The 21,352-nt window shown below is 45.3% G+C and carries 21 protein-coding genes; 10 read left to right on the top strand and 11 right to left on the bottom strand.

Features of this window, described 5'->3' with window-relative positions; genetic code table 11:
- Window positions 1-617: 617 nt before the first annotated feature.
- The 7 genes from DKW60_RS13675 to pdxA all read left to right on the top strand — a co-directional run bounded on the left by DKW60_RS13675 (window position 618) and on the right by pdxA (window position 9,599).
- Window positions 618-1,472: a 5-bromo-4-chloroindolyl phosphate hydrolysis family protein gene (locus tag DKW60_RS13675; protein WP_109838219.1), complete on the top strand. Its 855-nt coding sequence runs from the start codon at window positions 618-620 to the stop codon at window positions 1,470-1,472.
- A 58-nt stretch (window positions 1,473-1,530) separates the two neighbouring features.
- Window positions 1,531-2,739: a toxic anion resistance protein gene (locus tag DKW60_RS13670; RefSeq protein ID WP_109838218.1), complete on the top strand. Its 1,209-nt coding sequence runs from the start codon at window positions 1,531-1,533 to the stop codon at window positions 2,737-2,739.
- A gap of 12 nt (window positions 2,740-2,751) precedes the next feature.
- Window positions 2,752-3,873 (top strand): SPFH domain-containing protein, encoded by a 1,122-nt coding sequence (locus DKW60_RS13665; protein WP_109838217.1) that lies wholly within the window; start codon window positions 2,752-2,754, stop codon window positions 3,871-3,873.
- 12 nt (window positions 3,874-3,885) lie between these two features.
- Window positions 3,886-5,097, top strand: coding sequence for a TFIIB-type zinc ribbon-containing protein (locus DKW60_RS13660; protein WP_109838216.1), 1,212 nt, complete (start codon window positions 3,886-3,888; stop codon window positions 5,095-5,097).
- A gap of 91 nt (window positions 5,098-5,188) precedes the next feature.
- On the top strand, window positions 5,189-7,351 hold the full coding sequence (locus tag DKW60_RS13655; RefSeq protein WP_181389703.1) for an LPS-assembly protein LptD: 2,163 nt from the start codon (window positions 5,189-5,191) through the stop codon (window positions 7,349-7,351).
- Entirely contained in the window at window positions 7,338-8,612 is a 1,275-nt protein-coding gene (locus tag DKW60_RS13650; RefSeq protein ID WP_181389702.1) for a peptidylprolyl isomerase, read from the top strand. The genes DKW60_RS13655 and DKW60_RS13650 overlap by 14 nt, the downstream gene beginning before the upstream one ends.
- Complete coding sequence (gene pdxA, locus DKW60_RS13645; RefSeq protein WP_109838213.1) at window positions 8,613-9,599, top strand: 4-hydroxythreonine-4-phosphate dehydrogenase PdxA; 987 nt, start codon at window positions 8,613-8,615, stop codon at window positions 9,597-9,599. It abuts the gene before it with no gap.
- Here pdxA and DKW60_RS13640 read toward each other — a convergent pair.
- The 7 genes from DKW60_RS13640 to DKW60_RS13610 form a co-directional block, all read right to left on the bottom strand.
- A complete protein-coding gene (locus tag DKW60_RS13640; protein WP_109838212.1) occupies window positions 9,596-10,315 on the bottom strand; it encodes a M48 family metallopeptidase in 720 nt (239 codons plus the stop codon). The two genes, pdxA and DKW60_RS13640, sit on opposite strands and share 4 nt — an antisense overlap.
- A 9-nt stretch (window positions 10,316-10,324) precedes the next feature.
- Window positions 10,325-11,383 carry an AI-2E family transporter gene (locus tag DKW60_RS13635; protein WP_109838211.1) on the bottom strand — a complete coding sequence of 353 codons (1,059 nt, stop codon included), beginning with the start codon at window positions 11,381-11,383 and terminating at the stop codon, window positions 10,325-10,327.
- Window positions 11,380-11,748 (bottom strand): Crp/Fnr family transcriptional regulator, encoded by a 369-nt coding sequence (locus DKW60_RS13630; protein ID WP_109838210.1) that lies wholly within the window; start codon window positions 11,746-11,748, stop codon window positions 11,380-11,382. The genes DKW60_RS13635 and DKW60_RS13630 overlap by 4 nt, the downstream gene beginning before the upstream one ends.
- 84 nt (window positions 11,749-11,832) lie before the next feature.
- Complete coding sequence (locus DKW60_RS13625) at window positions 11,833-12,762, bottom strand: LysR family transcriptional regulator (RefSeq protein WP_109838222.1); 930 nt, start codon at window positions 12,760-12,762, stop codon at window positions 11,833-11,835.
- 126 nt (window positions 12,763-12,888) lie between these two features.
- Window positions 12,889-13,092 (bottom strand): cbb3-type cytochrome oxidase assembly protein CcoS, encoded by a 204-nt coding sequence (gene ccoS, locus DKW60_RS13620; RefSeq protein ID WP_109838209.1) that lies wholly within the window; start codon window positions 13,090-13,092, stop codon window positions 12,889-12,891.
- 251 nt (window positions 13,093-13,343) lie between these two features.
- Window positions 13,344-14,138 (bottom strand): malonyl-ACP O-methyltransferase BioC, encoded by a 795-nt coding sequence (bioC, locus tag DKW60_RS13615; RefSeq protein ID WP_109838208.1) that lies wholly within the window; start codon window positions 14,136-14,138, stop codon window positions 13,344-13,346.
- Window positions 14,139-14,141: 3 nt separating this feature from the next.
- Window positions 14,142-14,906 carry an alpha/beta fold hydrolase gene (locus tag DKW60_RS13610; RefSeq protein WP_146203486.1) on the bottom strand — a complete coding sequence of 255 codons (765 nt, stop codon included), beginning with the start codon at window positions 14,904-14,906 and terminating at the stop codon, window positions 14,142-14,144.
- Between the two features lie 29 nt (window positions 14,907-14,935).
- Here DKW60_RS13610 and plsY point away from each other — a divergent pair, with 29 nt between their 5' ends.
- The 3 genes from plsY (at window position 14,936) to DKW60_RS13595 (ending at window position 17,904) form a co-directional block, all read left to right on the top strand.
- Window positions 14,936-15,532 (top strand): glycerol-3-phosphate 1-O-acyltransferase PlsY, encoded by a 597-nt coding sequence (gene plsY / locus DKW60_RS13605; RefSeq protein ID WP_109838206.1) that lies wholly within the window; start codon window positions 14,936-14,938, stop codon window positions 15,530-15,532.
- Window positions 15,533-15,824: 292 nt separating this feature from the next.
- On the top strand, window positions 15,825-16,493 hold the full coding sequence (locus DKW60_RS13600; RefSeq protein WP_425451343.1) for a winged helix-turn-helix domain-containing protein: 669 nt from the start codon (window positions 15,825-15,827) through the stop codon (window positions 16,491-16,493).
- A complete protein-coding gene (locus DKW60_RS13595; RefSeq protein ID WP_109838204.1) occupies window positions 16,483-17,904 on the top strand; it encodes a sensor histidine kinase in 1,422 nt (473 codons plus the stop codon). The genes DKW60_RS13600 and DKW60_RS13595 overlap by 11 nt, the downstream gene beginning before the upstream one ends.
- A gap of 157 nt (window positions 17,905-18,061) precedes the next feature.
- Here the strand turns inward: DKW60_RS13595 and DKW60_RS13590 are convergent, their stop codons facing one another.
- Genes DKW60_RS13590 through moaA form a run of 4 tightly spaced genes read right to left on the bottom strand, consistent with a single transcriptional unit; the run spans window position 18,062 to window position 21,307 of the window.
- Window positions 18,062-18,736 carry an ABC transporter ATP-binding protein gene (locus tag DKW60_RS13590; protein WP_109838203.1) on the bottom strand — a complete coding sequence of 225 codons (675 nt, stop codon included), beginning with the start codon at window positions 18,734-18,736 and terminating at the stop codon, window positions 18,062-18,064.
- Complete coding sequence (locus tag DKW60_RS13585; protein WP_109838202.1) at window positions 18,736-19,437, bottom strand: ABC transporter permease; 702 nt, start codon at window positions 19,435-19,437, stop codon at window positions 18,736-18,738. The genes DKW60_RS13590 and DKW60_RS13585 overlap by 1 nt, the downstream gene beginning before the upstream one ends.
- Before the next feature lie 9 nt (window positions 19,438-19,446).
- Window positions 19,447-20,289, bottom strand: a complete 843-nt coding sequence (locus DKW60_RS13580; protein WP_109838221.1) for a formate dehydrogenase accessory sulfurtransferase FdhD — start codon at window positions 20,287-20,289, stop codon at window positions 19,447-19,449.
- Between the two features lie 13 nt (window positions 20,290-20,302).
- The gene (gene moaA, locus DKW60_RS13575; RefSeq protein WP_109838201.1) at window positions 20,303-21,307 is read right to left on the bottom strand and encodes a GTP 3',8-cyclase MoaA; all 1,005 of its coding nucleotides are present in this window, start codon (window positions 21,305-21,307) and stop codon (window positions 20,303-20,305) included.
- Window positions 21,308-21,352: the final 45 nt, after the last annotated feature.

Genomic DNA, 21,352 nt, shown 5'->3' with positions numbered 1-21,352 from the left:
ACCTTGAAGAGGACTAATAAACAAAGCCAATCCAAATTAAATCGTTAGCTGAACGATATTCAGGTTGGATTCAGCCAAATTCACTTAATCTAATCGTGTCTTCAGGATGAGCTGCTTTTCTCGGGGTTTGTGGTAGCAGCACTACTTGTTTACGTATTTGATATAAAAATTACAATTACGCTGTTAATGACACTCAACAGTATATCACAAGTCGTACGCATGTGGAGACATTCAAGTGAAGGCTAATAAATCGACCATGATTGGGGAGTCGGTTTGCTGGTAGCAAAGAACTTGAAAAGGTAGTCAGGAATTTACGGGGGTATAGTTCTGACAATCAAGCTTTAAGCTTGTTACGCGCCTTAACTGTTTAGAGGCGAGCTTTTTGAAGCTCGCCTTTTTTATTTGTGTCAGCCCTACAATTTATCCAAAATTCAATGATTTGAACCAGTTTCCCTTGATAAGCACTCATATAGAGCATATATAATAGCAGTATAATTTCAGGGAGTTTCATATGCCAAAATCGATGCAACGTGCTATTGGTTTCATCTTATTGTCCGCTACGTTGGGACTCGTTTCCCTGCAAGCATTAATCCAGATCTTTTAAGAGGCTTGCTGACATGTCAAACGCTAAGCGCTACTCCCCCAACTCAAATGCAATTGGTCAACTCCGGTTAGGCCTTAAAGGCATACTACTTTATCTCATGCCAATGCCTGTTCTGTTGGCGGCTGTGATTTCTTTAGTTAAAGGAAACTTCTGGGCGACCATTATCAATGGCGGGGCCTTTGCTGCATTCATGTTGGCTGCGGTCATTGCCCGACATGGTTTCAAAGTTGAACACCAATATAACAACAAAAAACTAGCACTCGCACCCCGTACCCCCTACAAGACGGTTGCGGCATTACTGCTATCAGTCACAACAGGCGTCACCGCTTGGCTTGCGTCGGGTTATGGTTTGTTCAGTAGCGTTCTGATCGGTGGCGTCACCCTCCTCGCTTTCTACCTTTGCTACGGGCTTGATCCACGACGCAATAAGACGGGTAATATCGGGTTTGGTGTGACGGCGGAAGAGGTGTTTGAAGCACTGGAAGCTGCTAACATCAAGATTGATGCTATTGAGTCCGCCAGAACTAATATCAACAACGCAAAATTTGATCAGCATCTGGATCGTATCATTGCCAAAGCACGAAATATTATTGAAGTCATTGAGAATGACCCGAATGATTTACCTCGTGCCAGAAAATTCTTAAAAGTTTATCTGGATGGTACGCAGAGAGTCACAGAAAGCTACGCAAAGACACATCGCAACGAAGCAACTACTGTTGAGCTGGATAGCAACTTTGAGAACGTTTTGAACTCTATAGAAAGCACCTTTGATGAACAGCACGAAAAACTCAAAAAACAAGATCGCTTTGATCTCGATGTAAATATCGAAGTACTGGAAACTCAATTAAAACGCGAAGGCATCATATAACTGAAGTTGAAGCACGATAACTATCAACCTCTATTGATCACGAATATAAGGAACTAGCATGTCTGATACACCTGCAAACACAGTCACTACGGCAACACAAACTTCAACCAATGTTGCAATCATTCCTGGCACAGAAATTGTTCCGGCAAAGCCAATAAATCAGGAGATAGTTGCCTACACACAAGCACCGGCTGAAGATAAGCAGGAGCTTGATGCAATCATTCAGGAAATAGACACAAACGACCGCAGCAGTATCGTATTTTTTGGTAGTAAGGCTCAGGAACAAATGAGCAGTATTTCTGAGAACATGCTGGAAGGTGTCAGAAACAAAGACTTAGGTGGTGCCAGCGCTTCTCTCAACGACATGATTGTTGCCATTAAAGGATTTGATGTTGACGAGCTTAACCCAACGCGTGAGCAAGGTTTCTTTGAGCGCATCTTTGGCGCTCTATTTGGTAAAGCCAAGCCAGTGGTTGCGTTTTTAAGCAAATATGATGATGTCAGAAAGCAAATTAACGACATCACTGACCACATGGAAAGTCATAAGACTCAGTTACTGACTGATATCATATCTTTAGACAAGCTGTACGATGCGAACTTGGACTACTTCCACAAGCTTGAACTATACATTGCAGCTGGTGAAGAAAAACTTCGCATGCTTAATGAGAATGAAATTCCGGCAATGGAGCAGGCTGCTGAAGTTGATGCAGAAAACATGTTAGCTGCTCAGGCCTTAAGAGATATCCGTAGTGCTCGTGATGATCTTGACCGTCGAATTCATGATTTACGTCTGACGCGTCAGGTTGCTATGCAAAGTTTACCGAGTATTCGTTTGGTACAGGAAAACGATAAAACACTAATCAACAAGATTAACTCAACGTTGATCAACACTGTGCCACTATGGAAGAACCAATTGGCTCAGGCTGTCACCATTTTCCGTATGAGTGATGCGGCTGAAACCGTGAAAAAAGCCACTGACCTAACCAATGACCTGTTGGAGTCTAATGCAACCAACTTGCGCACCGCAAACGTTGAAGTTCGTAAGCAAATGGAGCGTGGTGTATTCGATATTGAGTCAGTACGTAAAGCGAACCAAGAGTTGATTGGCACCATTAACGACAGTCTGGAAATTGCGGAAGAAGGACGTGCGAAACGTGCATCAGCAGCAACCGAACTACAACATCTTGAGAGCGAGCTAAGAACTGCCCTGATGTCAGCAAAGGCCCGTAAAGAAGAACTTGATGCTGCACCAAGCAAAGCATCATAAGGAGTAGAGATCATGGGATTATGGGATAAGGTTTTTGGTGAATTCGTTGATGTTATTGAGTGGACGGATAACTCAAGCGGCACTATGGTATATCGATTTGAGCGTCACAATAATGAAATCAAATATGGTGCAAAGCTAACAGTACGTGAGTCACAGGTTGCTGTGTTCGTTAATGAAGGTGAGATTGCTGATGTCCTCGGGCCTGGCATGTATCAGCTGGAAACCAAGAACCTTCCTGTACTTTCAACACTTCAGCATTGGGATCACGGCTTTGAGAGTCCGTTTAAAGCAGAAGTTTATTTCTTCAATACCAAACAGTTTACGGATCTTAAATGGGGCACTAAGAACCCAATTATGATGCGAGATAGTGAATTTGATATGGTTCGCCTACGCACCTTTGGTACATATAGCGTTCGCATCAATGAGCCGACCAAGTTTATCAATGAAATCGTAGGGACTGACGGGCACTTCACGATTGATGAAATCAGCGACCAGTTGCGTGATTTAATTACATCTCGCTACGCAACTATACTGGGCAAGCTGAATGTTCCTGTACTGGACCTTGCTTCTAACTACGACCAATTAAGCACGTTTATTACTGAACGTATTTCTCCGGAATTTGAGCAGTACGGACTTGAGCTCACCAAGGTTTTGGTTGAGAACATTTCCTTGCCACCTGAAGTTGAAAAAGCGCTGGATAAACGAACAAGCATGGGGATGGTCGGTGACTTGGATAAATATCTGAAATACGGTGCTGCTCAAGGCATGGAATCCGGCAACTCATCAACCGCCTCTTCAGCAATAGAGATGGGGATTGGTTTGGCAATGGCGCAAAACATGACCAGTGACCAAAATGCTAAGACTCAGTCTGCCTCCTCAGGAAGTGATAATGATCAAACGACTACACCGCCTCCTCTGCCTCACCAGCGGATGTGGCATGTATCTATCGACAATCAAGCAACAGGCCCATACGACCAGAGTGAGCTAATCAAACTGGTGCAAAACGGATCATTAACGACTGACTCACTAGTATGGACGACGGGAATGGCAAACTGGGAAGCAGTGGAAGAGAATCACTACTTCACTGAGCTGCTAAGCAAATACCGGACTACTCCACCACCATTGCCTCAGTAAGCTTTAATCAGTATGGATAATAATCAATCGCACTTTCCCTGTGAACGATGCGGCTCAGATCTGGTCTATTCTCCAGAACATCAGTCCCTTCAATGTGATCACTGTGGTTTCAAAAACGAAATCCCGGTGATTTTTGAGCCAATCAAGGAATACGATTTACAACAGGCGCTGCATGATCTTAACCGTTTGAGGCGCTCAGGTAATCATCAGCAGGTTGAGGTTATAAAGTGTCCCTCATGTGCTGCACAGTTTAGCCTCGAAGACAACGAGCACGCCGGTGATTGTCCGTTTTGTGGCACACCTGTTATCACAGGTACGGAACAGTCACGTCCGATTCGCCCACGCTCATTATTACCTTTTACCATCGGTCATGATCGCGCACTGGATATCTTTGATCAATGGATGAAAACGCGTTGGTTCGCCCCTTCGTCTTTGAATTCACGTGCCAAACGCAACGATAAGCTCACAGGTGTTTATCTTCCATACTGGACTTATGATAGTGACACACGCACTTACTATCAGGGCCAACGTGGTACGGTTTACTACCAACGACAGGTCGTCAATGCGGTTGTTAATGGTCGTAATGTTCGACAAGTCAGGCAAGTGCCTCGAATACGCTGGACACCTACCTCAGGTAGAGTAGCACGACATTTTGATGATGTGCTGATTGGCGCCAGTAAAACCTTGCCCAGAACCATTATTGATAATTTGGCACCTTGGGACTTATCTCAACTAGTGCCTTATTCCGAAGCATACCTCAGCGGCTTTCGAAGTGAAATCTACCAAATTACGGTGGATGAAGGTTTCTTACGGGCACAACAAGTTATGGACTACACGATACGCCAAGACATTCGCCGTGATATTGGTGGAGACCAGCAGCGTATTACTAACTTGTCAACGGAGCACGATCAAACCCGATACAAGCATCTATTGTTGCCAATCTGGTCAGCTGCGTTTCAGTACAGAGGTAAAACCTACCGTTACGTCATCAATGGTCGTACCGGAAAAATTCATGGTGAGCGTCCTTATAGCATCGTTAAGATTGCTTCTGCCGCAGCATTGGCCGCCTCACTGGCCGGTGGTGGGGCGTATGTCGTTGACCAAAATGGTGGATTTGATAACTTTGGTACAGACTATTACACACCGACTTATCAATACCCCAATCAGGCACCGACCGGTTTTCCAGATTTCGGTAACATCCCTCAACAAATCCCGCGTTTCTGAGTCCGTAAACCTAACGCTTTAATATTGTTATTAGGCATGTGCTTTGCTATCTTGGGTGATTATTCTTGTGATGAATTTGCTGGTGGATAGATTGAAAAATAAATACCTATGGATCTTCCTTGGCAGCATCGTTTCAGTGTCGTCTCATGCTGAGGACTACCCCCCGGTTTGCAAACCTCCCAAACCACAAACAGCTGGTAAAACGATCACTCAAGACCCTCACTTGGACGCTGTCTATCTGGAAGCGGACAATGGTGTAATTAGTCGCCAAGGTGTATCTGAGTTAGATGGCTCTGTGATTATTCAACGCAATCAGCAAACACTCAATGCAGATAACGCCCGATATGACCGCCAGACAGAGCAGGTCAATGCCTCAGGCAATGTCAGCCTAAACTCTGGCAAAACCACTTTCAGTAGTGACAGGATTGATTACAACTTGGCGAAACAGGCTGGCACTATTGAAAATGCTAAGTACCAAGTGGAAGGCTCGCATGTCCATGGACAAAGCAAAACCATTACGCAAAAAAATGCCGACGAGTTGGAGTTAAGTCAGGCAACTTACACAACCTGTCCGGCGCCTGATCCAAGCTGGCACTTATCATCTGGCAGTATCAGTTTAAACAATAAAACTAAGACGGGTACAGCGGAAAATGTCGTTCTACGTGCAGGCAATGTTCCCCTGTTTTACTTTCCTTGGCTGTCATTTTCATTGGATAACGAGCGAAAATCAGGCTTCTTATCACCGAAGGCAGGCATTAGTGAGCACTCAGGCTATGAGCTCACCCTGCCCTACTATTTCAATATCGCACCAAATTACGATGCAACGCTATCTCTGACTGCACTGAGTGAGCGTGGCTGGCAGCTTGATGGTGAGTTCCGCTTCTTGTCTGATTTTGGTAAAGGGTCTGTGGAATATCAGGTACTACCAAGCGATGATAAGTACAATGATGAATGGCGTGACTATTTCAAGATCGGTTACGAGCACACCATGGGGCCGCGCAGCAAGCTAACGCTGAAAGCGGAAGGTGTTTCTGATAACGACTACTTCACAGATTTGGGTGATGGTCTGGTCTCATCCACGACATCAGCATTAGAACGAGAGGTGCGTTATTCAATTGATGGAGCTAACTGGGATTTCAGTCTGTCCGCGCTGGATTATCAGGTATTGGATGCAAGTTACCAGCCTTACGCCAAGCTTCCGGAAGCAAAATTCAGTTATCAATCACCTCACAAATATAGCAAAACAGATATTTCGGTTGAAGCAGAAGCGACCTACTTTGAAGGCTCAGCCGACCCAACGGGTATGAGAGTCGATATCGGCTTAAAAGCGACCAAACGTTTTGGTAATGATGCATGGTACCTAAAGCCATCAGCGGAATATCGCCTGACACAGTACAATTTGCAGGATAACCCGGGCGGCAATACACTGAGCCGGAATCTGCCAACATATAGCTTAGACGGAGGCTTGTTTTTTGAGCGCTTATTAAAAAATGGCTTGAAACAAACTCTGGAGCCTCGTTTATTCTATACATATACACCCTACACTGATCAAAGCGACATACCCGTATTTGACTCATCCGTCATCGACTTTTCAACCTCTACTCAGCTGTTTTCAAGCAACCGGTTTACCGGTAAAGACCGTATCGGTGACACCAATCAATTGACACTAGCCTTGACGAGCCGCCTGCAAAATCCAAAGACAGGTCAGGAAATGCTGAACATCAGTGCAGGACAGGTCTTTTACTTTGATGACCGCAAAGTTACCCTTCCGGGAGAGTCCGCGCTGACCAATAACCGCTCTGATATCGCCTTTGAACTCGCTGGTCGCCTAAATGATAAAACTCGACTATCGACCACTTGGTTATGGGATCCCGATAGTACAGACTGGTCTTCAAAAGAAGCACGCATTAATTATCAGGACGACAAAAAGCGCATCCTGAACTTTAGTTATCAAAATCTGGAAGACGAAGTAGAGGAAATCGATGCATCCTTCTCATTGCCATTAACCCAGAAATGGTCGATGGTTGGTCGCGCAGATTATGACTTGTTCAATGATCGCTCATTGGAACTATTAGCAGGGGTTGAATATCAAGATTGTTGCTGGGGAACGCGTATTACGGCACGCCGTTATTTAACATCAGATAACATTACATACGATGATGCGCTATATTTTGAACTGGAACTCAAAGGCCTTGGAAGTATCGGGAACAGCGCCCGAAGCATTCTTCAGGAAAAAACTTATGGATACGAATAAAAACACTATGAAACTAAACAAAACCTCTCAGGCGCTTGCATGGATAGCTGCAGCACTTATGACCAGCTCTGTCTCAGTTCAGGCAGCTGACGCCAAGCTCGATAGTATTGCAGCTATTGTGAACGAAGATGTGGTACTGGTCAGTGAAGTTGAACAACTTGCCAGACGCCTGCAAAGTAGTGGTGAATCAAGTGGCCAATCCATTGTCAAGCAGGCCCTGGACCGTTTGGTTTTAGAGAAGCTCCAACTACAATCAGCGAAACGTTCCGGCATCAACGCAAGTGAAGCGAGCATCGATCGTGCCATGGCAAATGTTGCCCAGCGCAATAATCTTGCGCCATCACAAATGAAACAGGCTCTCGCACAAGAAGGTATTGATTATGAGGGTTTCAGAAAAAATCTGGCTAATCAACTTATCATCAATAGTTTAAAGCGTCGCGAGTCGGCTAAAGTTGCTCAGGTATCAGATCAGGAAGTCAACGACCTGATCGCATCAGAATCCCAGCAGTTAGCCGAGGGTATTAGCTACCATATTCAGGATCTGATGATTCCGGCTCCGAAACCACCGACGGTCGCTGCGTTTGAACAAGCACGCCGTAATGCCGTACAGCTTCGTAAACTCGCGCTCACCAGTCCGGATTTTATGAAAACCAGCTACGCAGGTAATACTGCCAGTGATATTGGATGGAAAAGTGCACCCCAACTATCGTTTGCTTATTTGAAAGAGCTCAATACGATGGCAAAAGGCCAAATCTCAGATGTGATTCACGACGCACGTGGTTTTCACGTAATCAAACTAGTAGAAAAGCGTGGCGGTGTTGAAAAGAAAACAAAACAAGTCCGTGTTCGTCATATTTTAATCCCGGCAAATGAGGCTGACGCTAAAGCAAAAGCGGATAAAATCAGACTACAACTACTTCAAGGGGGCGACTTTGCCACGCTAGCCAGAACCAACTCTGCAGACAAAGGTAGTGCAACTAATGGTGGAGACCTGGGCTGGAGCGACTCTCAACGTTACGTACCTGAGTTTGCCAAAGCTGCAGAAACATTGTCGTTAAATACCATCAGTCCTCTGATACAAACCAAGTTTGGCTACCATATTCTGGAAGTACTGGATCGTCGTGAAGAAGATGCAACTAAAGCTGCCTTACAAACGCAGGCACGCAAGGCCATTCTCAGTAAGCGACAAGAGCAGGATTATGATGCCTGGGTGCAGAGTCTGCGTAACGGTGCATTCATTGAATACCGGATGAAACCATAAATGATCCCTCGTTTAGCAATTACCTGTGGCGAGCCTGCCGGCATTGGAGTAGATCTGGTTCTGCAGATTGCACAAAACGCTTTACCCGCTCAATGCGTGGTCATTGCTGACACTAATGTTCTGAAACGTCGGGCTTCCGAGCTTGGCTTGTCACCTAAGTATATCGCTTATGATGCCAGCGCTGAGCGGCAGACATCAAATGCAGGTGAAATGACGGTTGTTCATATTGATTGTCCTGCTGAAGTTAAAGCAGGCAAACTAAATACTGCCAATGCGCCCTATGTATTAGAAACATTAGATACTGCTACACATGGCTGTGTGAGTGGTGAATTTGATGCCATGGTCACTGCTCCTTTGCACAAGGGTATTATCAATGATGCTGGTATTAAATTTAGCGGCCACACCGAGTATTTAGCAGCACTGACGAAAGCACCTTTACCAGTGATGCTTCTGGCTGATAATGACTTCAGGGTAGCCTTGGCGACCACTCACCTTCCCCTAAAGGATGTCAGTGCAGCTATCACTAAAGCTTCGCTGACACAGGTCATTGAAGTGTTACACCACGACCTTAAAACGAAGTTTGGACTTGAGAGACCTAGGGTTTATGTTTGTGGCTTGAATCCTCATGCCGGTGAAGGCGGTCATCTTGGAATGGAAGAAATTGAAACCATCCAACCTGTTATTGATTCTTTAAAAGCTGCAGGGATGGACTTGGTCGGTGCACTTCCCGCTGACACCTTATTCACACAAAAATACCTTCAACATGCAGATGCAGTACTCGCAATGTATCATGACCAAGGTCTGCCAGTGCTCAAATATGCCAGCTTTGGCCGTGCTGTGAATATCACCTTAGGCCTGCCAATTATTCGTACCTCGGTTGATCATGGCACTGCGTTGGATTTAGCGGGTACCGGGCGTGCAGACTCCGGTAGCCTACTGGCAGCAATCAATAGCGCGATTCATTTGAGTCGATCGAGCAAAACTTAGATTGGTATTGATCTGGCAAAATTGTTGAGGGCTTTATCATGAGCTTTGTAGTGTGGATCACAATCGGCCACTAACTCCCAAAATCTTTTAGAATGGTTCATTTCAATAGTGTGGCATAACTCATGAACCAGCACATAATCCACCACCTCTTCTGGCAGGAATAACAACTTATAATTCAGGTTGATGTTTTTCTGACTTGAACAGCTCCCCCAACGTGTCTTCTGCCCGCGAATAGTGACACGACGATAATGAAATCCATGAGTCTCTGCCAGAAAAGATAAGCGCTGTGGAATAACAGCCTCAGCTTTAGGTTTTAGCCACAAGCCAATTGCTTTACTAAGCAAGGCTTTATCATCTACCGCTCCGGAGCATGTCAGTTGTAGCAGCGATGAATCGGGCTTTACTTCAATAGATTTTGCAGCGTCATTGGGGAGGTATTTGAGTGTCCAGATTTCACCGACATACTGCAAATCTAGCGTCAACGGTTTGCTGTAACTAGCGATTTCAGACTGTTTTATTTCTGGGAGTTTACGCTCCAGCCAAGCAGCCTGACTATCCGCAAACTCACTTGCCTGTTTCAAACTGACTGACTGCGGCACAACCACGGTTAATTCACCAGTGCGACTCAGTTTTAGACGCAAATATTTAGCACGTTTCGAGCGTACGAATTGATATGGATATTGTTGATCAGCGAGCTGTACCCAAGCATCAGCCATAATATCAATTTAGCCGTTGTGAACCCGACGAGGCCACGAGTTCATCACAGAATGAACTAATGTCGCCAGTGGAATAGCGAAGAAGACGCCCCACACTCCCCATAGTCCCCCAAACACCAATACAGACATAATAATCGCTGCGGGGTGGAGATTAACCATCTCAGAGAACAATAGTGGAACCAATAAATTACCATCCAGAAACTGGATAATGGCATAGGCTGTCAACACATAAACAGTCTCATAGCTGTAACCCCACTGGAAATAAGCAACGATCGCTACAGGCAACGTTACTGCGATTGCACCCACATAGGGGATCAGAACGGAAATACCAACAGTGAAAGACAGCAGCAAGGCATAGTTCAGATCAAAGATCAGAAACGTAATATATGAAATCACCCAAATAATCAGGATCTCCATAAACTTACCACGCACATAACCTGTGATTTTGCCGTTTACTTCACTCCATACTGTAGCAACTAACGCGCGATCGCGAGGCAAAAAGCTGCGGAACCATGACAATATCAATTTCTTGTCTTTCAGAAAGAAGAACACCAATAACGGTACAACCACCAGATAAACCATAAACGAGAAAACGTCTACCACAGAGGCAACGGAAAGACTGACAAACTTTTGCGATAGCGCAGTGATATTACTCTTTATGCTAGTCAGGATTTCACCCACGAACTCTTGAGAGATGATGTGCGGATACTTCTCCGGTAACATCATGATCACACTCTGACCTTCCGCAAGCATGCGAGGGATCTCAAGCATGAACTGTGTGGTCTGCTTGAACATCAGCGGTGCAAGAATGAAAATCACAACCAACAAAAACAGTATGAACAGGCTGAATGTGAAAATCATCGCAATAAACTGAGGGATTTTAAAGCGACGCAAGAATTCAACGGCACCGTCTAAAAGATAGGCGATAATGACCGCCGCAAACAGAGGTGTCAGTAGGTTACCGGCAAAATAAATAACCCCAAAACCCAGCAACAACAGAAACGCTAGTATCGCTACCTGAGGGTCTGAAAAGTGTCGTGTGTACCAATCATTGATCAGCTTAATCATTTATTATCGTTCTGGTAATGTTCATAGGATTGCTTGTATAGCAACTCCAATTCATCTATTACTTCGCAAGAAGCCCTTCCTTGCAAAATATGCTCACTCATTAGTGCCGAACACCGGTGAAGTAGTTCCACATCATCCAGCATAGGATAAGACTTTGCTAATCGTTTTATAGCCTTAGGCACACTCTCGTCGGCTGGGCGTGGAATAATAGTAGGGTTAGCAGCTGGCAGACTTTCCTCAACTTCAGGCATCTCTCTGGACGCCAAAAATTCAGCAAATGCGACCAGTGAAGACCGGTCGGCTGATGAAAGATTTTTGTAACAACTAAGCAACTTGCGTTGCTCTTTGGTTAGGTTTCCACCCATGCTTATCACTATCTATTACCCTCTCATCCTTGAGCAGGTAATTTACAGGGAAAGTGCATGGGTGTCACCCGAACAGACGTCTTTTTACTCCCGAATTAACGGTTTTCCAGACACGCAGTAGCTTCGTGCGAAATCCAGTAACTCGTCCATTGCTTTGACTTTGAACTTCTGTCTTTGACGTACAAACGAAAACTCTCTGTTCAATGGAGGATCCAGTGGAATCGCATGTAAAGTGCCAAGTTTCAACTCTTTAGCGATACTAACACTCGATAAAATTGATACACCCATTCCGGCCTCAATTGCGCCTTTAATGGATTCCGGACTACCTAGTTCAAGACACGCTTTGAGTAAATTTCGCTCTAAGCCAGATTCTTGTAAGTATTCAGTAATTACTTCTCGCGTACCGGAGCCTGGCTCACGACAAATAAACGGATATTCCAGCACAGACTTTAAATCAAGACCTGCGGAATCTGCATCATACTTACTTAATAACTCGTGGCCAGGTGGTACAACGATCACCAAGTCATCGTTTCGGCAACGCTCCACTAATAAATTTTTATTAGCCACCGGGCCTTCGACAACACCTAAGTCAATGACATTGTTTTCTATCATCGAAACAATGCCCTCAGTATTCGATACTCTGAGGCGCAAACGTATTTCAGGGTTTTCTTCGTTATAGTCACCTAGCAATGCAGGTAACATGTACTCAGCGATCGTGGTACTGGCACCGATTGTGAGTGATCCATTAAAGTTTCCGGTAATCTCTCTAATGGCGTTTTCCATTTCAGAATATTGTTCAAATATGCGTTCTGCATACTCAAACACCAGATGTCCGGCATCCGTTAAGCTCACTTTATTGTGAGCACGATCGAAAAGACGCGTGTCGAATTGTTCCTCGAGTTGGCGAATCTGGAAAGTTACGGCCGGTTGGGTCATGTGTAAAACTTCAGCTGCTTTGGTAAAACTAAGCATCCGCGCTACTGCATGAAACACTTGAAGTCTTCTATCAGACATATGACTTACAATCTCCTTTTGCTTGTCATCTGAATGCCTACCCATAGGCTATTCATTATTTGTTATTACCTTGTCAGGTAACAACTTCGGGGTTACGACGAATTCATTCTGGGGGATAAAATCTATTCAGTCGTTTTTTGCTTTATTATCTTTGTTGTTACGTTTTGAGGCATTACCCGGAATTCTCGGGTCATCGTCATCCATTAAGATGCGATGCGCTGATCCGTCGAGATCGTCATACTGGCCACTTTTCGCAGAGAAAATAAATGCCACTATCACAATCAGCATTACAAACACACCAATCGACAGCGTCATAGCCAATGCGCTCATTTCGACTCACCTTTAGAATATTTAGGAAACAATCGCATTAGTGTATAGCTGGGTAAACCATACATATTCTGCGCTTACATCTGGAAAGATAATGACACCTATCAGTCCCTTGACGCAAGATTTGATGCGAAGCATCAAATTTATTTCAGGTCAGTCTATTAACCATTTTAGTAGTAAATTACTTCAAAAAACTACACTAAAAGTACGTTAATTGGAATTACAGACTGTTAAGGTTCTTTATAAAGAAAATGTCATTTATTACAAATGACATAAGCAAGTTTCCAGGTGCATGGATACTGTCCGTTTTGCTGGCGAAAATCCTCAAATGCCTGCTCAAAGGAGTTAAATCGCTGCTTTCCGGTCAGACCACGCTCCCTGTTTTTATGTGCATTACTTGCACCAATCTGCTTCATTTCCGTGATCATCTCACGTACCGAAGGATATGTCATGGTGATAGTGTCGTAAAGTATCTCTACATGACTAAAACCCGCAGATTCAACGATGGAATGCAAATCCTGCTTAGTCAGAAACTGACTTGTATGTGCTTGCTCATCCACAGCCCGCCAACTTTGTTTTACCTCTGTTAATGTTCCATCGGTAAAGGTATTAAAAATCATCTTGCCATCATCTTTGAGCATGGACTGATACGATTTCAACGTGCTGCCAAGATTATTACTCCACTGCAACATCAAACTAGAGACAATTAAATCAAAACTATTACTAATAAATGGTGGGTGATCAGCATCTGCACAGATTAACTCTGCTGCAAAACCTTTAAGCGCAAGCCGTGTTTTGGTTTGTGCCAACATTCGTCTGGAAAAATCCAAACCGAGCACATCACCTTGAGGAAATAGCTCACACATCGCCTCGGTGACCTGCCCTGTTCCACACCCAATATCAAGCGTTACAGCAGCCGTTGTTTTCTGCTGCTTCACTAGTTCTATGAGGTGGTTGGCAACTTGCTGTTGGAGCTTAGCGGATTGGTCATAGCGATGTGCAGCACGATCAAAGCTTAACCTCGCTTTGTTTTTGTCATAAACAGTCAATGTTCACTTGCTCTTTAATTGCAGAATAAAATCCAACAGTTTTTCGGTCATCGCTTCTGCTTGGGTCAGCAAAGGAGCATGTCCGCATTCATCAAGGTAGCTAATGCTGGCATCAGGTACTAATAATTGTATGTCTCTTCCGGCGCTGACAGGAATCAAACGATCCAAACCACCGAATATCCAATGCTGTGGGGGCAATCGTTCCAAGTCCTGGCGATAATCACAATTTAACAACCACTTCAGACCTGTATCGAGCGTATCTGATGACGGTGGCTGAATAGATAATGATTCTCTCAATTGCTTTTGCAACTTGGCGGTGCCGGATTCTCCCATGAATTGCAGCGCAATAAAACGTCGAATTGTTGTGCTTTGATTTTCACTCAAACTTTGCATGAATTGTTTTAGTACTGCCTCCTCCATTCCCTCGCGCCAACCATCACGTTGTACAAAGCTTGGCGTGCTGGCCACAAAGCTAACCGACTCGACACGCTCTGGATATCGATGACAAAAAGCCTGAGCGACTAAACCGCCCATCGACCAACCTAACAAATGACATATCCCGTCAAATTGGTCTGCTAACCAGTCAACCGTCGCTTCCATTGTCATTTCAGGAAGAGCCTCAGTTCCTCCGTAACCCGGTAGATTCAGCGCCAAAAAATCTATTTCATCCGGCAGAAGAGCATCCATTGATTGCCAGACGGATTCATTCATCCCCCAACCATGCAAAGCAATCAAGGGTATTGAATTACTTGAAAAAAATGCGTTCAAAATACTCTACTCTTTGTTAACATTCAGGCATGGATATTATACTACCAATTGTTCTGATCATCTCAGCCTATTTACTAGGTTCTATCTCAACTGCAGTGCTGGCTTCAAAGTTGTTTAACTTTCCTGATCCCAGAAGTAACGGCTCTAATAATCCCGGCACGACGAATGTATTGCGTCTAGGCGGCAAGATTCCGGCAGCATTTACGTTACTGGGCGATGTGCTGAAAGGCTTAGTACCCGTGATTATCGCTAAATCTTTTGGCTTAAGTGACTTATGGATTGTATTAGTTGCCATTGCAGCTTGTGCAGGGCACTTATTTCCTCTGTACTACGGATTCAAGGGCGGTAAAGGCGTCGCAACCGCGATGGGAATATTCATCGGACTAAACCCAATCATCGGCTTGGCGGTGTTAGCCACGTGGTTATCAGCTGCTTTTGCCTTTAACACGTCATCAATCGCGGCATTAATCGCGATGTTATTTGCTCCTTTCTACTTCTTCTTAGTAACAGGGTCGGGTGCCTTAGGTTTTGGCTTGTTGATCATTACCGCGCTAGTTTACTGGAAACACATTCCGAACATTCAGCGCATCCTGATGGGTACAGAGAACAAGATTATTCAAAGCTAAACCGAGCCTTTTGACATACGTACTGACAGCAGCGAACGGGAAATCAGCCGTTAATATGCGAAATCAAACCGCTTATCTGTATTGCTGTGTTTTAAGACGGTTTAGCGCGCTTAATGCGCCTCGGCATCACCTTTAATCCGGCGATTGATCCACCCCGATCAGATAATCCATAAAAATACTAATCGCCGGATGAGGTGGTGCCGCTACCTCTCCTAACCATTTCGTCGCAAAAAGACCTTAACAATTCTTAATTACAGCTGACCCTAGTCTGCTTTATACTGTGCCAATGCACATGTTACTAATAGAAGACGATACTCAAACCGCTAGCTTTATTCAAAAAGGCCTTGCGGAATCAGGCCACGTAGCGGACCACGCCGATAACGGTGAAGACGGCTACCACCTTGCACTGACAGGTCAGTATGATGTACTCATCATAGACCGAATGCTGCCTAAGAAAAATGGCCTTGATGTCATCAAAGAACTTCGCGAACAGAAGATCAAAACACCGGTACTTATTTTAAGTGCACTGGGTGATGTTGATGATCGGGTTGAAGGTTTACGAGCCGGTGGCGATGACTATCTGGTAAAGCCTTATGCATTCAGCGAGTTACTGGCAAGGTTACAAGCCCTCGTCAGACGTGCCAGCCCGGCTCAGGAGCAAACACTCCTCAGGGTACACGATTTGCAAATGGATCTGATCAAACACAGCGTGACTCGCGCAGGTCAGGTAATACATTTGCAACCCAGAGAATTCACATTGCTTGAATATCTGATGCGTCATGCGAATGAAGTCGTCACACGCACCATGCTGCTTGAAAACGTCTGGGATTATCACTTCGACCCACAAACCAACGTGATTGATGTTCATATCAGTCGCTTACGTAGCAAGATTGACCGCGATTTCTCTCCGCCATTACTGCACACAGTAAGAGGAGCGGGATACTCGCTACATGCGTCTTAGGCTTGTAAACACAACGGCATTCAGACTTTCACTGATTTATGCCTTGTTGTTTAGTTTAATAAGCACTGGAGCCATTAGCTTTCTATACTGGAACTCAGCCAAAGAAATCCGCAACCAAACGGATTATCAGCTGCGTGTAGAAGCTAATGCCCTAATGGATCTTTACGACACCGGAAAGATCAATGCACTGACGCGCGAAATGAATCAGCTCAATATCGATGGGCATTCCAAATTCTTTCTCTATGCACTGCAGACTCGCGACAAGCTGGATTTTGTTGAGCAAATTCAACCGGGTGTAGACCTGCAGGAAGGCGGCACCATTTACGGTACCGTTCCACTCAGCAGTGTCGTCACCATACCGGATGCCCCTGAAGGCTCGAATGAGCAGTTTGACCAGCCTGCCCGTGTGCTTCTGACATTATTACCCGATGGCTATCAAATGCTGGTGGGTACTGACTTAGTCCCCCGACAGCAGCTATTGAAGCGAATGCTCAATGTTATTATTGCTTTAATCATTTTGGTCTTCACACTGGCCCTCGCTGGTGGTGTTTTAATTGGTTATAGCGTGCTACACCGTATTAATAGCGTGCGTGAAACGGCCGGTGAAATTATCGAAGGTGACTTGAGCCAACGGATGCAGGTCACGCAGAAAAACGATGAGTTCGATCGCCTGAGCATTGTGCTCAACACTATGTTGGCGCGTATTGAACAGCTTATGCAGAGTATGCATCAAGTTACTGACAATCTTGCGCATGACCTGCGTAACCCGCTTAACCGACTACGTAACCGTCTCGAGGTTTCCTTGATTGAAAATCTGGATCGCAAAGGTTACCAACAGGTACAACAAGAAGCGATTCAGGATATCGATGACATTATCCGCACTTTTAATTCATTACTGAACATCGCACAGGCAGAATCGGGCAAGCATGATAATGACTGGACATCTATCGACCTCAAGCCCTTCATTGAAGAGCTTGCAGAGCTTTATTCAATTGTAGCTGAAGAGTCAGGCATTACCTTTACCAATGATATAAAAGAAAGTCGCTACATATTGGGAGACCATCAACTACTGGCTCAAACCTTCACCAATCTGCTTGATAACGCCATGAAATTTACCCCTGAAGGCGGCACCATCGTTATGACGACGCGTTTCGAAAAGCAGAAAGCCATCATTGAGATTGCTGACAGTGGACCGGGGATTCCTGAGGACAAGCGTGAAGAGGTGTTTGAACGCTTCATCCGGCTTGATAGTGCCAGAAGCACACCAGGAAACGGCCTTGGGCTAAGTCTGGTCAAAGCGGTTGTTGAGCGGCACAACGGCACCATCGAGTTCAAAGATAATCATCCCGGACTCAGAACCGTACTCACCTTTAATACCGAGCAACCAAAAAACAAAAAAGCGACTGGGTAAAGTCGCTTTAATCACTACGCTGGAGAGTTATTTTAAGCATTTAGCGCATTTACTACTTCTTAATCCGACTTCGATAAGAATTATAATGACGCCGAAATGATGAGGGCATGATAGGTTTACTGACATTAACAGGAGATTGCTAAACCGTTACAAAACCTTAAGCTTCACTCCGTACCAAACGACCCTCAGCTAAGTGATAACGACCATTGGCAATCTCACTAAAGCCTGCTAAATCATGACAGGCGATAAGCATAGACACCCCTTCATCGCGCAAACTAGCCAGCAATGCGATTGTCCGCTCACGAGACTGCTGATCCAGATTGGACGTAGGTTCATCCAATAACAATACCGGAGCATTACGAAGTTTTGCTCGCGCCAATGCTAAACGCTGCTTCTCACCACCTGACAATTTCTTGGCTGGACTCTCTGCCAGATCGTCTAAACCACTCCAGCTCAAAACCTCTGCTACAGCTTCATCATTATGCGAGCCACCTTGAGTTGCTGACTTCGCGTAAGACAGGTTTTTAATCACACTGCCATCAAAAAGATAGGGAGACTGGTGCAGATACATCACAGTGTCACGGAGTCGTGGTCGGCTTTTTTGCCAACTCATCGTGGGTTTGGAATAACCGTGAAAATGAATATCAGCAGCATCCGGCTTTAACAGACCAGCCAGTATTCTCAGCAAAGTCGACTTTCCCGCACCGTTTTCACCCAACAACAAATGACACTGCCCAGCATACAAATCTAACGCTGCAGCATTCAGAATCGCACGCCGCTCAAACTGTTTATGAATACCTGTAAAACTGAGCATTGGCTCAAGTGAGGTCATCAGGATAAAACCCCTTTGCCCTGAAACAGATGCAGCAAAATATTCAGACTAAACGCCAGCACCAACAAAACGATACCCAACGCAATCCCCTGAGCAAAGTCACCTTTGCTAGTCTCCAAAGCAATCGCAGTGGGAATATTCCGTGTGTAGTGCAGAATATTGCCACCCAGCATCATGGATGCCCCAACCTCCGCTATGATTCTGCCGAAGCCTGCCAGCACTGCCGCCAATAACGCAAACCTTGCCTCACGAACAATCAAAAACAACGCACCCAGTGATGACTGGCCAATAGTAATTGCAGTCTCCCACGCACGCCGGTCTACCGCCTGAAAAGCACTGTGGCTCATTGCGACTAACAGAGGGAACGCCAAGGCAATTTGCCCGATAACCATGGCGGTTTGTGTAAACAGCAAACGCATATCACCAAGAGGCCCTTGTCTTGACAGTAAAAGATAAAAAGTGAGTCCCACGACCACAGCAGGAACAGACAACATTGTATTAGACAAGGCAATGATTAAGCGGCGACCCGGAAATTGATAAAACGCAAGCGCAAAGCCCAAAACCATCGCAGGCATAACCGCCAGCAGAATTGCCGTGCCTGACACCGTAAACGAAATACCAATGATTTCCCATAAAGCAGGATCTCCACTCAACAGCAGAGCGATGGCTTCAACAACCGCATTCCCCAAGGATTCTTGCATAAGTGTTGGTTAGCCGGGTTTGGCTGATGTAGGTTTATCTGGCTGTGCGTCAAATTCAATTTGCTCAGCACCCTGATACACCAAAAAATGACGTCCCTTAGCACGCGCAATGAGCACCACACCCAGCTGCTGGGCTAATTCCAGCCCCATTTGTGTTACACCAGAACGAGATAGCAAAATGGGGATACCCATTTGCGCCACTTTGATCACCATCTCAGAGGTCAACCGCCCGGTGGTGTAAAACCATTTATCATCACCGGAAATACCTTCGTACCACATATAACCCGCGATGGTATCAACCGCATTATGACGCCCCACGTCCTCCACAAAGCATAAAATTTCCGTGCCTTGGCACAGTGCGCAGCCGTGAACGGCACCCGCTTTACGGTACACATCATTATGAGCATTGAGACTTTTTAACAAGTCATAAATTTGTGACTGCTTGACCTGAGGTCTTGGCAACTTCACTTTGGACAAATTATCCATCAGATTGCCAAACATGGTGCCCTGACCACAACCGGTAGTGACGGTGCGATGCTCCATTTTTTTATCAAGACCTTCAACACCACCCGAGCGGGTTTTGATGGCAGCAGCTTCGACATCCCAAGCGATATGAACCGACTCAATATCCGTTAAATCATCCACCAGGTTCTGGTTTTTCAACCAGCCCAATACTAATAATTCAGGCTGAGAACCCAGCGTCATCAAGGTCAGAATTTCACGCTTATCCAAATAAATCGTGAGCGCACGCTCCGCAGCGATATGTCCATCACGCGCCTGCCCAAACTCATCATAGGCAACGACTGAGACTGAGGCACCCAAGCCTTCATCGCTGAGTTGAGGTCTAAGCATCCCCTCACCCATATCAACCACCCGTTGTGCTCATATGCCGCATAATGATTGGTTTGGCGGTAACGTCAAAATCATGCCCTTTCGGTTTTAAGTCCAGAGAGTCAATAATGGCTTGGCGTAAAATGGCATCATCCGTCGGATGAGCACGTACCAAGGCACGTAAATCCATGGAATGCTCCTGCCCTAAACAAAGTAATAGGCGCCCTTCTGCCGTCATTCTCACGCGATTGCAGTCATCACAGAAGTTATGGCTATGCGGGGAAATAAAGCCGATACGAGACTCACTATCCGCACTTCGGTAATAACGCGACGGACCTCCGGTGGTTTCTGTGCTTGGTATAAGCTTGTAGTGCTCTTCAATGCGCCTTAGCACCTCATCACTAGAGCAATAGGACTGATTACGATCATGATCCCCCATATCACCCAGCGGCATCTCTTCGATAAAGGAAATGTCCAGACCGCGATCCCGCACATAATTGACCAGATCGATAATCTCATCATCGTTGTGGTTTTTCATAATCACGGCATTGAGTTTTACACTTTGAAAATTCTGCGCCAAAGCAGCATCAATCCCGTCCAAAGTCTTTTGAATATCACCAATGCGGGTAATTTCTTTGAAGCGGTCAGCACGTAGGGTATCCAGACTGACATTAATACGGGTAACCCCTGCTTTCTTCAGGTCTTCAGCATATTTCGTCAACAGTGTTCCGTTAGTTGTCACTGTCAAATCTTTCAGGCCCGGCATTTCGCCTAAGTCATTGAATAACTTGATGACATTGCGACGCGTCAGCGGCTCCCCACCGGTAATTCGAATTTTACTAACACCTAAGTCCACATATTGCTTGGCGATTCTGGCAATTTCTTCCAATGTCAGCAGCTTCGCACGTGGCATGAAGGTCATATCTTCTGACATACAATACACACAACGAAGGTCGCAACGGTCAGTCACCGAGATACGTAAATAGCTGATTTTTCTTCCGAATTTATCGATTAGCGATGGAGTATTATTGTCTGACATAAGCGAATTCATCCTCTTTATACGTCTCTCATTCTACACACGGAC

It is taken from the genome of Leucothrix pacifica (assembly GCF_003172875.1).
Classification (GTDB): domain Bacteria; phylum Pseudomonadota; class Gammaproteobacteria; order Thiotrichales; family Thiotrichaceae; genus Leucothrix; species Leucothrix pacifica.
This window is presented reverse-complemented; position numbering and strand designations above follow the sequence as displayed.